The following is a 13,989-nucleotide window of genomic DNA, read 5'->3' on the forward strand; positions in this document are numbered from 1 at the left end:
CGAATGTCCGTTAAGAGCCTGCCGCTAACCTCAACGCCCGGTGCCGGCACGTCCCGCGCGCCCGAGTCCAAGGGGAATTACGCCTTCATTAGCTTGGGCTGCCCGAAGAACACCGTGGACAGCGAGCGGATGCTCGGCAAGCTCGCCCAGGACGGCTACGCTCTCCAGCCCGGGGCCGACGGCGCGGACGTGGTGATTGTGAACACGTGCGGGTTCATTGAACCGGCCCGGCAGGAATCGCTCGCGGTCATCCGCGAAATGCTCCAACTCAAAAAGGCCGGCAAGGTCGGCGCGGTGGTCGTGGCCGGGTGCATGGCCGAGCGCCAGCGCGAGGTGCTCCTCGAACAGGTGCCCGAGGTCGATCAGATCGTCGGGGTGTTCGGGCGCGAGGAAATCGCCGACGTCGTGGACCGGGCCGTGTCCCAGCGCGACGAGCAGAAGTCACTGTTCCGCCCGGCCCCGGTTCGCGCGCTCGAAGACACCGCCCGTCTGCGCATCACCCCGCGCCACTTCGCGTACCTCAAGATCAGCGAGGGGTGCGACCGGGTCTGTACCTACTGCGCGATCCCGAAGATGCGCGGGAAGCACGTTACGAAGCCGATCGAAGAGATCGTCCGCGAGGCGCACGAACTCGTGGCCGACGGCGTGCGCGAACTCATCATCGTCGCACAAGATACTACCTACTACGGAATGGACCTATACGGGCGCACGCGGCTCGCCGAGTTGCTGCGCGAACTCGACAAGGTCGACGGCATCGAGTGGATTCGCACGCTCTACGCCTACCCCGAGCACATTTCGGACGAACTGATCGAGACGTTCGCCGGCGCGACCAAGATCATTCCGTACCTGGACATGCCGCTCCAGCACATTAGCGACCGCGTCCTGAAGCGGATGATCCGCCGCGTGGACCGCGCCGCGACCGAGAACTTGCTCCTGCGCCTGCGCGAGAAATGGCCGGACCTCGCGATCCGCACCACGTTCATTACGGGTTTCCCCGGCGAAACGCAGTCGGAGTTCGAGGAACTCAAGCAGTTCGTTGCGGACTTCAAGTTCGAGCGCGCCGGCGTGTTCCCCTACTCGCTCGAACCCGGCACGCCGGCGGAGAAGCTCGACGGGCACATGCCCGAAGACGTGAAACAGGCGCGCGTGGCCGCGATCATGGAAGTGCAGCAGCGGGTCGCGTTCGGGTGGGCCGAAGCACAGGTCGGCAAAGAGCACCCCGTCATTATTGACGGCCCGGACCCGGAGTTCGCGAGCCACTTCCGCGGGCGGACCTTCGCGGACGCGCCGGAGATCGATTGCGAGGTCCGCGTGAAGGGCAAAAACCTGCGCTCCGGCGATTTCGTGCGGGCGAAGATCACCGCCGCCGACGGCTACGATCTCACCGCGAAGGCACTGGGCAAGTCGTGGTGAGGTGAGTGGCGTGGGCAAAGGGCGCCGGTACCGCTAGAATGCCGGTCTTCGCATACACATACCGGAGAACCGACAATGGGCATTCAACACGCACCGAAGAGCCAGCGGAACGCTTCCAAGAAGCGCCGCAAGGCCCGCAAGCACAAGCTCCGCAGCACGAAGAAGTACAAGGGCGGGGTGCGCTAAAGCACCGCAACAGCATTGCAACGCGCGGCCGGGAGGTTCCCGGCCGTTGCTCATTTCACAGCCCGGCACAAGGCACTTTGGTTCGCTCCACGATTGGGACGAGAAAAGCCGCGGATCAACGCAGATAACGCAGATAACGCAGATCAGACAAAGCAAAAGCAAAAACAGATTGGCCACAAAAAAGCAGAGGTCAGAAGGCAGAGAGCAGAGGACGAAAAGCAAGGTACCAGATCGGATGCGTATGGTTTCTCTAGCCCCATTCGAGGCAACAATACCTCTGCCCTCTGCCCCCTGCCCTCTTTTTTGTGGCTATTCCGTCTTCTGTCTTGATCTGCGTTGATCCGTGGCTCTTCATTCATCCTTGTTTCAATCCGCTTCGCCGATCCGGGCGTCCTTTAGTGAGAAGAGGTACCCCTCGGGGTCCGCGCGGTTGAGGACGAGTGTACCCGTTACCTTGATGAGCCCCTTGCGGGCCTCGGCGCTTTTGCCCGCTTTCAGTTCCACATTCAGTAGCCCCGTCGGGTCGGGCACTTCGCAGAACCAGCACCCCACCGGGTATTCAAGCAACAGGAACTCCCGTGCCGCGAGTTCGTCCTTCACCGGCTGCATGAACCCGGTGAGCGCGACCGTTTTGCCGTCGAGTTGTTCCAGGTACTTCACGAACGCCGGACGGCCCTTCGCGTTGATGCTGGTCGCGGCGAGAAGGGGCCACGGCAGCGCGTTGGTCTTGTCGCTCTCGATCGCGGGCAAGAGCGCTTCGTCGAACGCCTTAATCAGCGGGCGCGACGACTTGGTCTTCAGTGTCCCGCGGTGCTGTTCGTGGCCCGGCTTCTTCGCGAGTTCATCGGCCGCGGCGCGGTACACGAGCCGGCGCTTGCGGAGGTCGGGTGAGCCGAGTGCGAATTCCGTAACACAGCCGTCGAGAGCGGCGGCCGCAGCGCGCACGTCGCCGAGGGCGTTGCACAGCTCGCCGAATTGCCACAAGAGTCTTGCATCCGCCGGCAGCCACAAACCGAGTTGTTGGACCGTAACCAGCGCATCGGCGGGGAGCTTCTTCAACTCTGCGTCTGCGAGCGCGCCGGCTTCGGGCGAACCGGACGCGCCGACGAACTTCACGCCGAACAGGTCATCAATCGTCGCCGGCTGGTTCGCGGCCTTACCTTCCTTGAGTCGGAGGCGCACGAGTTTGAGGTGCGCCTGCTCGAACGGCTTGAGTTTCGCGGGAGCGAGCCGAACGGCTTCTTCGAGTTGCACGCCCGCGCGTTCGAGGTCGCCGGTCAGTTGGAACGCGGTGCCGAGGTTCGCCGCGATGCGAAAGTGTTCGGAGAACTTGCGAACGGCCGGCGCGAGCACGTTGAGCGCACTGTCGGTTTTGCCCAGGCGAATATAAACCGCCCCGAGATCCGCGATTTCATCAGCCGTCAGTGCCCGCGTTTTTGCGAGTTTCTCCAGTCGTGTGGCCGCAGCGAGGTAGTCGTCACGGAGCGGCGAGGGCAACCCGTCGGGGCGCTCGCGCCCGGCGGCCCTCAGCGCGCGCTGGTCGGTCAGGAACCCGGACGGACGGCTCGGCAGTTCCGCGAACTGCTCACCGGAGTAGTGCAACCCGGCCCGTGCGAGTGCCGGTAGTGAAAGTACGGCGAGGGCACCCACGAGTACGCGCCCGCGGAATGAGTTCATCACGTCTGCTCCTCGTGGTGCCGTTCCCGGTGGTTCCACTATACCCGGTTCGGGCCGCCGAGCCTTGCCGTTCTCGCAGCGTTTCCCAGAACATCCGCTGCCTCACAATCAGCGGAGTTCCACGTTTCACGTTCCAAGTTAGCGGCGCGGGCGCCGGGCGGTTCTTGGGTCAGCGGGCCTTCAAACTTGGAACTCGGACGTCGGAACCCGGAACGCGGAACTCGCAATGCCTCACACGATTCTACTCACCGGTGCGACCGGGTTCGTCGGTTCGCACGTCGCCGAAGCACTCATCCGCCGCGGGGACACGGTTCGCACGCTCGCCCGCGCCGGGAGCGATACCACGTTCATCGAATCGCTCGGGCCCACCGTAGTTCGTGGGGATCTCACGGACTCGGAAGCGCTTATGCGCGCGGTCGAGGGCTGCGACGTGGTCGTGAACTGCGCCGCGAAGGTCGGCGATTGGGGGCACGTTGACGGCTACCGCGCGGTGAACGTGGAGGGACTGCGCCACCTGCTCGACGCGACCCTGGGGCGATCGCTCCACCGGGTCGTTCACGTCAGTTCGCTCGGGGTGTACGCGGCCCGGCACCACTACGGCACGGACGAAACCGAACCGCTGCCGAACGACCACATCGACGGGTACACGCAATCGAAAGTCGAGGCCGAGCGCCTCGCGCTCCAGTACCACCGCAAGCAGAAGGTGCCGGTCGTGATCCTGCGGCCGGGGTTCGTGTACGGCCCGCGCGACCGCACGGTGCTCCCGCGCCTCGCGGACCGACTGAAGGAGCGGAGCGTCATGTACATCGCGCGCGGGCGCTTCGCGCTGAACACGACGTTCGTGGGCAACATCGCGGACGCGGTACTGCTCGCCATCGACGCACCGGCGGAAGGCACTGTGGGCGAAGTGTTCAACATCACCGACGGCGAATTCGTGAGCAAGCGCCGGTTCTTCGAGACGGTGGCGGACGGGCTCGGGTTGAAGCGTCCGCGCGGGTTCCCGCCGGTCCCGGTGTGGCTGGCGCGCATCGGGGCCAACTGGCGCGAGGGGGTGTTCCGCCGAAAGAACAAGCCGCACCCGCCGCGCATCACCCAGGCGCAACTGAAGTTCGCCGGGCTGAACCTCGATTTCTCCATCGCGAAGGCCCGAACCAAACTCGGCTACACCCCGCGCGTGCTGTTCGATGAGGGCATGAAGCAAGCACTCGACTCGTACAAACCAGCAACCCGGGGTTGAAACCCCGGGCTGCCTTCCGTTGCGCATCACGCGCGTAACAACTCCAACACCCCGCGCTCCCGGCGCGGTATCATCGCTTGCGAAACGACTCGGTTCCGATTTCGCGAGGTGATACCCATGTTCACGCGCGTGATTCCCGCGGCCCTCTTGGTCGCGGTCGTCGGGTGGACCACATCGATCGCACAACCAACGACCGGCACCGGGAGCCAGCCACCAAAGGACAGCAAATCGGGCGGAGCGAAGTCGAGCGGACCGGCCGCGAAAGCCGAACCCAAGAGCGAACCGACCTCGTTCGAGATCCGCATGGTGGACGACACCGTTATGAAGGTGTCGCTGATGGAGCCGGCGCTGGCGATCGCCACGAAGTACGGCAAGCTGATCGTCCCCGCGGACGAGGTTCGGCGCCTGGAGTTCGGGTTCCGCTACCCGGATGGAACGGAAGCGAAAATCGACAAGGCGATCGCCGACCTCGCCGCGCCCGACTTCCGCACGCGCGAGAACGCGGAACAAACACTCGCCAACATCGGCCAGTTCGCGGTCCCGGGGCTGCGCCGTGCGTCCAAAAGTGAGGACGCGGAAGTGAACCGGCGCTCAAAGGCGGTTCTCAAACTTCTGGAAAGCAAGCTCGCACCGGACCAGTTGGAACTGCGCGACCACGACACAATCGAAACGGCCGAGTTCACCATCAAGGGCCGGATGGACATCAGCACGCTAAAGGTGCGCACCAAGTATTTCGGCGACGCGACCGTAAAGCTCTCGGACATCCGCACGTTCCGGTCCGTCGGGTCCGCGTCGGCCTCGGAGTTCGCACTGGACGCGGCCAAGTACGCCAAGATGAACCAGGCGGATTGGCTGGAAACGGCCATCGAGGTCAGTTCCGGGCAGCAGCTCGAAGTGACCGCGACGGGCAAGATCGACCAGTGGCCGCAGGGACCGGGGCAGTACATGTCCGAGGCCGGCGGGCTGCCCGGTCACGCCGGCGGGGGCGTGGTGCTGGGCGGAATGCAGCGGATCGGCGCCCCGGGTCAGGTGGTCGGGCGGATCGGCGCGAACGGAACCCCGTTCGTCATCGGCGCATCGTATAAGGGGAAGATCACCGAGAACGGTAAGCTCTACATAAGAATCTCCCCCAGCCCGTGGAACTGCGATTCGATCGGCTCGTACAAAATCAGCGCCAACGTCACGACCCCGTGACCGCACCGGAGTTCGGTTCATAAACTTGACCTTCGACGGGGGCCGCGCGCGGCCCCCGCGTTCGTTCCTACCTCTTGATGAGTGACGCTCCACTGTCACAGTCTTCACCCGCTTCCGTTTACACCGAGCGATTGGCCGCGCGCCGCGCGACCGTGACCGCACTCGCGGCCCGGCTCGACGCGCTCAGCACCGCGCGCCTCGGGGCGTTCCTGGTGGTACTCGTGGTCGCGGGGCTGACCCTCGGCGCGGACCTCTTTTCGCCGTGGCTTACGCTGCTCCCGGCGCTCGTGTTCGTGTACTTCGTGGCGACGTTCGAGGCGACGCGCCGGCGCAAAGCGTGGGCCGAGCGCGCGACGCGGTTCTACGCGGGCGGGCTCGATCGACTGGCCGGTAAGCCCAGCGGGGTGGGTCAAGGCGAGCGCTTCGCTAGCGACGCGCACCCCTACGCCGCGGACCTCGACCTCTTTGGTCCCGGATCGGTATTCGAGCGCGTGACCGCCTGCCGCACGCGGGCCGGTGAAGACACCCTCGCGGCATGGTTACTCGCACCGGCTGCCCCGGCAGAAGTCAAAGCGCGCCAGGAAGCCGTTGCCGATTTGACTACGAAGCTCGATTTGCGCGAAGCTATTGCGGTTGCCGGCGCGGAAGCCCCTGCAGCCGATTACCACGCCCTAGCGGAATGGGGAACGGTCCCGATCGAATCCCCGCCCGCGTGGAAGCGGTGGGCGGTGGAACTCCTCGGCTGGGCGAACGTGCTCGCGTGGGCCGGGTGGTTCTTCGTCGGTACGTCCGCCCTGCCGGTGCTCGTGTTCGGGTTACCGTCACTCGCACTGGCGCTTCCGCTCGTGTCGTGGGCACGGCGCGTACTCGCGCCGCTCGATCGCGCGACCGAGAACCTTTCCCTGTTTGAAGCCGTTCTCGGCCGATTAGAGCGCGAAACCTTCAACGCGGCGCGACTCAAAGAACTTCAAAACGCGATGCGCGCGGGCGGGTACCTGCCTTCGGAACAAATTCGGCAACTCCGATTACTCCTCGACGGCTACAACGCCCGGCGGAACGCCTTCTTTATTCCGGTCGCGGTTCTGCGCGTGTGGAACGTGCGGTTCGCGTTCAAGCTCGAAGCGTGGCGGGCGCGGTCCGGCCCTGCAATCGCGCAGTGGTTGCGCGCGGTCGGCGAAGCGGAAGCGCTCTCATCGCTCGCGGGCTACGCCTACGAGAACCCCACCGACATTTACCCGACGGTCGAAACCGGCCCGGTGCGACTCACGGCAACCGGGGTGGGTCACCCGCTGATTCCCGCCGAGAAGTGCATTCGGAACGATGTCACCCTCGGCGGCGAATCGGGACCGCGCGTCCTGATCGTGAGCGGGTCGAATATGTCGGGTAAGAGCACGATGTTACGCGCGGTCGGCGTGAACGCAGCACTGGCCCTTGCAGGCGGAGTGGTACGTGCAACCAGCTTCGCGCTGACGCCGCTCGCTCTCGGGGCGACGATGCGAGTGCAGGACTCGCTCCAAGAGGGCAAATCGCGCTTCTTCGCGGAAGTCACGAAGGTGCGGCTCTTGCTCGACATTGCGACCCGCGAGAGCGGTTTACCGCTCCTCTTCTTGCTCGATGAGCTTTTCGCGGGTACTAACTCGGCGGACCGCGTTGCGGGCGCAGAAGGCGTAACGCGAGCGCTCCTGGACGCCGGCGCGATCGGCTTCGTGACAACGCACGACCTGAGTCTAACCGCAGTGACCGACACGATTCCCGGCGCTGTGAACGTCCACTTCTCCGACGGCTTCGGGGGCGGCGAGTTGCAGTTCGACTACACGATGCGTCCCGGCGTCGTGCCACACGGCAACGGCCTCGCCCTCATGCGCGCGGTCGGGCTGAAGGTGTAGTAAACGCGGGCGCAAATCAGCTTGTGCTAATGCCTTTAAGCGAGCCGCGACCGCAGGGAACGGGAAGCGCCTCCCGGCTCCCTTGCGGTCGCGGCTCGTTGTAGACCCGTCCCGTATCGCTTCGCTCACTTCGACAAATCTTGATTTTCCTCCTTGAACCTCACGTAACGTCAGGCTGTACCATGCCCGCGTCGGGTGACTTTGGGAGATCGATGCCATGCCGGAACAACGGTGGAAGATCGGCGAACTGGCCACGCGCACGGGATTGACGGTGCGCGCGCTGCACCACTACGACGCCATCGGGCTGCTGTGCCCGTCGGACCGCAGCGGGTCGGCGCACGGTTCCGGGCACCGGCGGTACACCGCCGCGGACGTGACCAAGTTGCACCAGATCATGTGCCTGAAGCAACTCGGTTTCAGCCTGGAGCAGATCAAAGAGTACATGACGCGGGCCGACTACGACCCGCGCGAAGTGGTCCGGCTCCACCTCGCGAAAGTGCGCGAGCAGGCCGCGGAACTGGCCCAATTGGGCGATCGACTCCAGGGGCTTTCCGAAACACTCGACGCGGCGAGCGACGTGCCCGCCGAGACGTTTCTCCAAACGATTGAGGTGATGACCATGATCGAGAAGTATTACACCCCCGAGCAACTGAAACAGCTCGAAGACCGGCGCAACACCGGCGGACCCGAGATGGAAGAGACCATCCAAAAGGGCCCGCAAATGTGGGCGGATCTACACGCCGACGTGAAGGCCGCGATGGACACGGGCGTCGATCCGGCTGATCCGAAGGCGCGGGCACTCGCGGAGCGGTGGCTCGCGCTGGTGATGGGGTTTACCGGCGGCGACCCCGGCATCTTCAATTCTCTGAAGAAGATGTACGAGAACGAGGACAACGTGCGCGGCATGGACGTGAAGGCCATGCGCCCGCTGAACGAGTACCTCGAGAAAGCGCGTATCGCCGCCGGGATCAAGCACCCGGGACAATAACCAAAGTGGGTGTGTCGGGCGGGTGGTACGTCGGGTATCACAGTGGGTGAAGACCGCGTGCGTTTTCATCTACTGAACCCGCATACCGACTCGCGCCGAGGATGAACCGTGAACCTGGGTTTGAATGACAGTGCCGTTATTGTGGTCGGCGGCGCACGCGGATTGGGGCGCGCGATCGCGTCCACATTTGCCGAGGAAGGTTGTCGCGTCGGCATCTGGGACGTGTCCCCGGACGCGCAAACGGCCGCGACCGAACTCGGCGGCACGGGTTGGCAAGTCGATGTCACCAACGATTCGGCCGTTCGCGCTGCGACCACTGAGACGTGGGCGAAGTTCGGTGGGGTGGATCACGTCGTGTTCGCGGTGGGGATCGGTTCCGGCAAGTTCGGCTTCCCGTTCTGGGAAATCGACCCCGGAGTTTGGGCGCGCGTGCTTCAAGTGAACCTCATCGGCGCCGCGATCGTGGCACACCACTTCGCCCCGCGCCTCGCGGACCGCAAGAAGGGAACGATACTGTTCCTCTCATCCGTTGCTGGGCAAATCGGCTCGCAGACAGACCCGCCTTACAGCGCATCCAAGGCCGGGCTCATCAACTTCTCTCAGTGCGCGGCCAAGGATCTCGCGCCGTTCGGTGTGCGTGTGAATTGCCTGTGCCCGGGCATGATTAAGACCCCACTGAACCGTTCGGTGTGGCAATCGTGGGCGGACCGTCAACCGCCGGAGGCGCGCACGGACTACGAAACGTGGGCCGCGGAGAAGATCGCGAAGATCGTGCCCCTAAACAGGTGGCAAACCCCAGAAGACATCGCGGCGATGGCAGTGTTTCTCGCGAGCGACCGCGCCGCGAACGTCACCGGCCAGACGGTCAACGTGGACGGCGGGTACGTGATGCACTGGTGATTCCGTTCGCTATGCTGTCTTTGCGATTCCCCATCTTACGATGCCACACCCATGAAACACATCTTTGTTCCCGCTGTTGCCGTTCTGCTGTTTGCGGCCCCACACGCCAGCGCGTTCGAGCCGAGCGAAAACTACAAGAAACGCGAGGTTCAGGGGTTCACGGTGCTCGTGCACCCCGAGGTGGAGAAGCACGCGGACGAGGCGAAAGTCGCGTTCGAGGAGTTGGATAGCCAGCTCAAGAAGTTGTGCGCGGTCGTGCCCGAAAAGCCGCTCGCGGCACTCAAGAAGGTCAAGTTCTGGGTGGAGTGGCAAACGAAAAAGAACGGGGCTGCGGAGTTCCACGTGTCGAAGGGGTGGCTCAAGGACAACGGCTACAACCCGGAGAAGGCCGGCGGCGTGGAGATCAACAACCTCAAGAACTTCGTCGATTGGTCCCGCCGAGCGCAGCCCTGGATGGTGCTTCACGAACTGGCCCATGCGTACCATTTCCTCACGCTCGGCGACGCATACGATCCACTCGAATCTGCCTACAAGCAGGCCATCGAGCGGAAGCTCTACGAGAGCGTCGAGTACATCGGGGGCGGGAAGAAGAAGGCCTACGCGACTACCGACCGGGCGGAATACTTCGCCGAGTTGAGCGAAGCGTACTTCGGCAAGAACGACTTCGCCCCGTACACGCGGAGCGAACTGGAGAAGCACGATCCCGTCGGCTTCGAGCTCATGAAGAAGGCGTGGGGCGCGCCGGTAAAGTGAACGCGGTTCCCGCGTGTGGTGTCTCATCTGACAACCGCACGCGGGACACAGCAATGACTCCCAGTTTACTTGAGAGTGGCTCCATTCGGCTCTCCGCCGACTTCCTGCCCGGTGGCTACGCGCTCTACGAACACCTCGTTGCTTCCGTTGTGTGGGACACACGCATTCGTGCCCGGAAGTCGGCCAGTTTCGGCGTGCCGTACAACTACTCGGGCATCGAGTGGCCTCACACCCCGATTCCCGATGTGGTAGCACCGCTATTCGCTCGCGTCACGGGGGAGGTCGGATTCGAGCCGAATAACTGCCTCGCGAACTATTATCCCGATGGCAAATCCTCGATGGGCTTTCACTCCGATTCGACCGCGGAGTTGGAACCGAGCACCGGCATTGCGGTCGTCTCGCTCGGCGCAGAACGCACCATCACGTTTCACCGCATCGACGATAAGACGGTGACCGAGAGCTACCGCCTTTCTTCCGGTTCGCTCTTGTGGATGTGCCCCGAAATGCAAGCCGACTGGCGGCACGCGATTCTGACAGACCGGGACGCGACCGGCGGTCGGATCAGCCTCACATTTCGTCGCGTAAAAGCGTGAACCTCAGCAGCCATTTCGGTGTCCGGGGTTGCAGGCCCACTCCCCAATCGAGCCAAAACATGGCGCGCGATCAAAAGCCCCAAAAGGCCAACAAAAAAAAGTACGCGGACCCGAAAACCGGCGAGTTCCGGCACGCGGACGGCGACCGCAGGCACCGGCGCGGGGCCAGTGCGAAGCAAGCGATCAAAAATAAAAAGATCATTCGCGAGTTCGACGGCGGCGCACCGGTCGATGAGCCGCCGGGTGACGCGAATGAGTGAACTGTCTGTTCCCATTCGCCAGCGCGGGGCGGTCGTGAAGGTCGTGGTCCGCGTTGCGGGCACGCTCAACGAATTTGGTCCGTTCCCGGCGTACCTCGATACGGGCGCGAGCGTCACCGTTCTCGACCCGGGCGTGATTCACGTTCTCGGCGCCGAACCGATTGCGGAAGCCGGGTTGCACGTCCTCGGGCGCGACACCGTGAGTCACCACGGCGTGTTCGTGGTGGAAATCGCCCTCGCGGACGCCGGCGAAAAACGGTGGCTCACCCTGGAAGCGCTCGACGGGCCGATTAACCCCAAAGGCACCGCGGCCGCGTTGGGACGCGACTTCCTCGAACACTTCGTCTTCACCTACGATGGGCCGGGCAACCGTGTTTGCCTGCGCTGGTGAATCGCATTTCACGCATCTGCTTCGCGGGTCCGGGGAAGCGTCACTGTGCCATTGCTGCCCACTTGATACAGCAACGGATACGGCGTCCGACTTCGCACCACCTGTTTCCACGGCCCTCATGCAGTTACTCGATCTCACATTGCCCGATCCCGCCGTAAACCTCGCGCTCGATGAAGCGCTGCTCGTGTCCGCGGAAGAAGGTACCGGTGGTGAGGTACTGCGACTCTGGGAGCAACCGACCCACGCGGTTGTGGTCGGGTCCGGTGGGTCGGTCGTGATCGATGTGAACTTGTCCGCGTGCGCGGCGGACGGGGTGCCGGTGTTGCGCAGGGCGAGTGGGGGAGGAACGGTCCTGCTCGGTCCCGGGTGCCTGTGCTTCAGTCTCGTGCTGAGTTACGCCCGCGCCCCCGGGCTGAACGAGATCCCCGCCAGCAACCGGTACATCCTCGCGCGCATCGTGAACGCACTGAAACCGGTGGTCGCTGCGTCGGTGGAGGGAACGAGTGATCTGGCGGTGACCGGCGTGAAGTTTTCGGGAAACGCCCAGCAGCGCAAGCGCAAGTTCTTCCTCCACCACGGTACGCTGCTCTGCGGTTCCGACCTCGCACTCGTCGCGAAATACCTGAACCCGCCGGAGCGTCAGCCCGAGTACCGCCGGGACCGCGCGCACGGGGATTTCGTCACGAACTTACCTCTGCGCGCGGAGGAGGCCAAGCAACTGCTCATCGCGGAGTGGCGCCCCGAGGGTGACTACGCTCCGGTGCCACTCCCCCAAGCGCACGCACTGGTCGCCGAAAAATACTCCCGTGTCGAGTGGAACCGGCGCCGTTAGCTATCAGATCTGCGGCATACAAATTGCCCCTGAGTTCACTTCTCGCGGATCGCAACTCATAGAGCGGTCCTATCGATCCCGTTGGTTCGTGGTGATTTACCAATCCATCGAATTGTAGTACAACTCGTTTCAGGTTCGCGGACCGCGCCGACGCGGTGCCGGTCGGTTCGTGCCCCCTCTCCGAGGAACCTTCCATGAGTCGCGTTCGGAACTCGGGCTGGACCCTGCCGGTGATAGCCGCCGGGAGTCTGATTGCGCTCGCGGCGTGGCAACTGGTGCCCGCCAACCAACCGCCTGCGCCGAAGCCGGACCAACCACTGGTCGCGGAGCCGGCTGCGGCCCAACCGCCGGCGGCCAACGACTTCGCCGCGGTCATGGCGAAGATGAAGGCCGCGAAAGCCGACATCGCGAAGAAGCATAACGAAATGCTGGCCGCGCGGTACGACCTCGCGGAGCGCGCCGCGGCGGACGGGAAGATGACGCGCGGCAAGGCCGTGCAGCAGGGGCCGCGCGCGAAGCTGGCCGCCGGGACCACGTGGGCCGCACTCGCGGACATGAAGCCGGAAGAGATCCGCGAGAAGGGGCTGTTCCCCGCCGGGTACCTACCGCTGCCGCACCCGAACCACCCCGAAGGCGGGATGCTGTTCCCGAAGTTCCACATCGACGAAATCAAGAAACAAGAGGCGCGCGACCTGACGCGGTTCGATCTCGATTTCGACCTTCCCGACCACTTCCTGCCCGAGTTCCCGCCGCCGATCTTCCTGACCACCCGACTCGACCTCGGCGACATCTCGAAGGGTAAGCTCGTCACCATCGACAACTTCGAGGAGCTGTTCAAGGACGCACTGAACCCGAAACAACTGGAAGGGCTGCGGTTGCTCGTTACCCCGTTCCCGCAACAGCAGTTCAACATGACCGCCGACCGGCGCAGCGAGAAGGCGCACCGCGGTGTCACGTGCTTCGACTGTCACGTGAACGGCCACACGAACGCGGCCACGCACTTGGTCGGCGACATCCGACCGCAAGAGTTCCGGCACCGCATCGACGTGCCCTCGCTGCGTGGCGTGAACGTGCAGCGGCTGTTCGGCTCGCAGCGCGCACTGAAGAGTATCGAGGACTTCACCGAGTTCGAGCAACGGGCCGCGTACTTCGACGGCGACCACACGCAGGCCGCGCGGAAGGGCGTCAACCCGCTGGACCGCGGCACCCAGGTCCACTTCATGGCAGAGTTCCAGGATCTGGTCGACTTCCCGCCCGCACCGAAGCTGGATTTGTTCGGGAAACTCGATCAATCGAAGGCGACCGACAGCGAGAAGCGCGGCGAGGCGCTGTTCGTCGGTAAGGCGAAGTGTTCGACGTGCCACCCGGCCCCGTACTACACCGACAATACGCTACACAACTTGCAGACCGAACGGTTCTTTAAGCCGGTGACGGTACTCGGGCGGACGGCGAGCGTAGACGGGCCGATCAAGACGTTCCCGCTCCGCGGTATCAAGGACAGCCCGCCGTACCTGCACGACGGCCGGTTGCTCACGCTCGAAGACACGGTCGAGTTCTTCAACCTGATTCTCGAAACGAAACTCACCGAGGACGAGAAGAAAGATCTGGTCGCGTTTATGAAGTGCCTGTAATCCGGATTTCGTTGGGATTTTGTAGGGTGGGTCCAGGCTTTGCGCAGG

Annotated in this window: 13 protein-coding genes; 12 read left to right on the forward strand and 1 reads right to left on the reverse strand. The window is 64.0% G+C overall.

Annotated elements, in window-relative coordinates:
* Positions 1–3: 3 nt before the first annotated feature.
* Positions 4–1,413, forward strand: a complete 1,410-nt coding sequence (rimO, locus tag J8F10_RS25360; protein ID WP_210658715.1) for a 30S ribosomal protein S12 methylthiotransferase RimO — start codon at positions 4–6, stop codon at positions 1,411–1,413.
* A 552-nt stretch (positions 1,414–1,965) separates the two neighbouring features.
* Here the strand turns inward: rimO and J8F10_RS25365 are convergent.
* Positions 1,966–3,276 carry a DUF3299 domain-containing protein gene (locus tag J8F10_RS25365; protein WP_210658717.1) on the reverse strand — a complete coding sequence of 437 codons (1,311 nt, stop codon included), beginning with the start codon at positions 3,274–3,276 and terminating at the stop codon, positions 1,966–1,968.
* Positions 3,277–3,502: 226 nt separating this feature from the next.
* On the opposite strand from J8F10_RS25365, the gene J8F10_RS25370 reads away from it, so the two are divergent.
* The 11 genes from J8F10_RS25370 (at position 3,503) to J8F10_RS25420 (ending at position 13,941) form a co-directional block, all read left to right on the forward strand.
* Complete coding sequence (locus J8F10_RS25370) at positions 3,503–4,513, forward strand: NAD-dependent epimerase/dehydratase family protein (RefSeq protein WP_210658719.1); 1,011 nt, start codon at positions 3,503–3,505, stop codon at positions 4,511–4,513.
* Between the two features lie 117 nt (positions 4,514–4,630).
* Positions 4,631–5,707 (forward strand): hypothetical protein, encoded by a 1,077-nt coding sequence (locus tag J8F10_RS25375; RefSeq protein WP_210658721.1) that lies wholly within the window; start codon positions 4,631–4,633, stop codon positions 5,705–5,707.
* A 77-nt stretch (positions 5,708–5,784) separates the two neighbouring features.
* Positions 5,785–7,593, forward strand: a complete 1,809-nt coding sequence (locus J8F10_RS25380) for a MutS-related protein (protein ID WP_210658723.1) — start codon at positions 5,785–5,787, stop codon at positions 7,591–7,593.
* 217 nt (positions 7,594–7,810) lie between these two features.
* Positions 7,811–8,581 (forward strand): MerR family transcriptional regulator, encoded by a 771-nt coding sequence (locus tag J8F10_RS25385; protein ID WP_210658725.1) that lies wholly within the window; start codon positions 7,811–7,813, stop codon positions 8,579–8,581.
* A gap of 108 nt (positions 8,582–8,689) precedes the next feature.
* The gene (locus tag J8F10_RS25390; RefSeq protein WP_210658727.1) at positions 8,690–9,481 is read left to right on the forward strand and encodes an SDR family NAD(P)-dependent oxidoreductase; all 792 of its coding nucleotides are present in this window, start codon (positions 8,690–8,692) and stop codon (positions 9,479–9,481) included.
* 51 nt (positions 9,482–9,532) lie between these two features.
* A complete protein-coding gene (locus J8F10_RS25395) occupies positions 9,533–10,234 on the forward strand; it encodes a hypothetical protein (protein WP_210658729.1) in 702 nt (233 codons plus the stop codon).
* Positions 10,235–10,287: 53 nt separating this feature from the next.
* Positions 10,288–10,827, forward strand: a complete 540-nt coding sequence (locus J8F10_RS25400; protein ID WP_210658731.1) for an alpha-ketoglutarate-dependent dioxygenase AlkB family protein — start codon at positions 10,288–10,290, stop codon at positions 10,825–10,827.
* A gap of 59 nt (positions 10,828–10,886) precedes the next feature.
* Complete coding sequence (locus J8F10_RS25405) at positions 10,887–11,087, forward strand: hypothetical protein (protein ID WP_210658733.1); 201 nt, start codon at positions 10,887–10,889, stop codon at positions 11,085–11,087.
* Positions 11,080–11,478 (forward strand): hypothetical protein, encoded by a 399-nt coding sequence (locus J8F10_RS25410; RefSeq protein WP_210658735.1) that lies wholly within the window; start codon positions 11,080–11,082, stop codon positions 11,476–11,478. Before J8F10_RS25405 ends, J8F10_RS25410 begins: the two co-directional genes overlap by 8 nt.
* Before the next feature lie 118 nt (positions 11,479–11,596).
* Positions 11,597–12,310 (forward strand): lipoate--protein ligase family protein, encoded by a 714-nt coding sequence (locus J8F10_RS25415; protein WP_210658737.1) that lies wholly within the window; start codon positions 11,597–11,599, stop codon positions 12,308–12,310.
* A 194-nt stretch (positions 12,311–12,504) separates the two neighbouring features.
* Positions 12,505–13,941: a cytochrome B6 gene (locus J8F10_RS25420; protein ID WP_210658739.1), complete on the forward strand. Its 1,437-nt coding sequence runs from the start codon at positions 12,505–12,507 to the stop codon at positions 13,939–13,941.
* The last annotated feature ends 48 nt before the right edge of the window (positions 13,942–13,989 follow it).

This window comes from Gemmata palustris (assembly GCF_017939745.1).
Classification (GTDB): Bacteria; Planctomycetota; Planctomycetia; order Gemmatales; family Gemmataceae; genus Gemmata; species Gemmata palustris.

Excerpts from the sequence above, each read along its gene's own strand:
- J8F10_RS25385 (WP_210658725.1), top strand. The coding sequence starts at position 7,811 with ATGCCGGAACAACGGTGGAAGATCGGCGAACTGGCCACGCGCACGGGA.
- J8F10_RS25400 (WP_210658731.1), top strand. The coding sequence starts at position 10,288 with ATGACTCCCAGTTTACTTGAGAGTGGCTCCATTCGGCTCTCCGCCGAC.
- J8F10_RS25370 (WP_210658719.1), top strand. The coding sequence starts at position 3,503 with ATGCCTCACACGATTCTACTCACCGGTGCGACCGGGTTCGTCGGTTCG.
- J8F10_RS25415 (WP_210658737.1), top strand. The coding sequence starts at position 11,597 with ATGCAGTTACTCGATCTCACATTGCCCGATCCCGCCGTAAACCTCGCG.
- J8F10_RS25420 (WP_210658739.1), top strand. The coding sequence starts at position 12,505 with ATGAGTCGCGTTCGGAACTCGGGCTGGACCCTGCCGGTGATAGCCGCC.
- J8F10_RS25395 (WP_210658729.1), top strand. The coding sequence starts at position 9,533 with ATGAAACACATCTTTGTTCCCGCTGTTGCCGTTCTGCTGTTTGCGGCC.
- rimO (WP_210658715.1), top strand. The coding sequence starts at position 4 with ATGTCCGTTAAGAGCCTGCCGCTAACCTCAACGCCCGGTGCCGGCACG.
- J8F10_RS25375 (WP_210658721.1), top strand. The coding sequence starts at position 4,631 with ATGTTCACGCGCGTGATTCCCGCGGCCCTCTTGGTCGCGGTCGTCGGG.
- J8F10_RS25380 (WP_210658723.1), top strand. The coding sequence starts at position 5,785 with ATGAGTGACGCTCCACTGTCACAGTCTTCACCCGCTTCCGTTTACACC.
- J8F10_RS25405 (WP_210658733.1), top strand. The coding sequence starts at position 10,887 with ATGGCGCGCGATCAAAAGCCCCAAAAGGCCAACAAAAAAAAGTACGCG.
- J8F10_RS25410 (WP_210658735.1), top strand. The coding sequence starts at position 11,080 with ATGAGTGAACTGTCTGTTCCCATTCGCCAGCGCGGGGCGGTCGTGAAG.
- J8F10_RS25365 (WP_210658717.1), bottom strand. The coding sequence starts at position 3,276 with ATGAACTCATTCCGCGGGCGCGTACTCGTGGGTGCCCTCGCCGTACTT.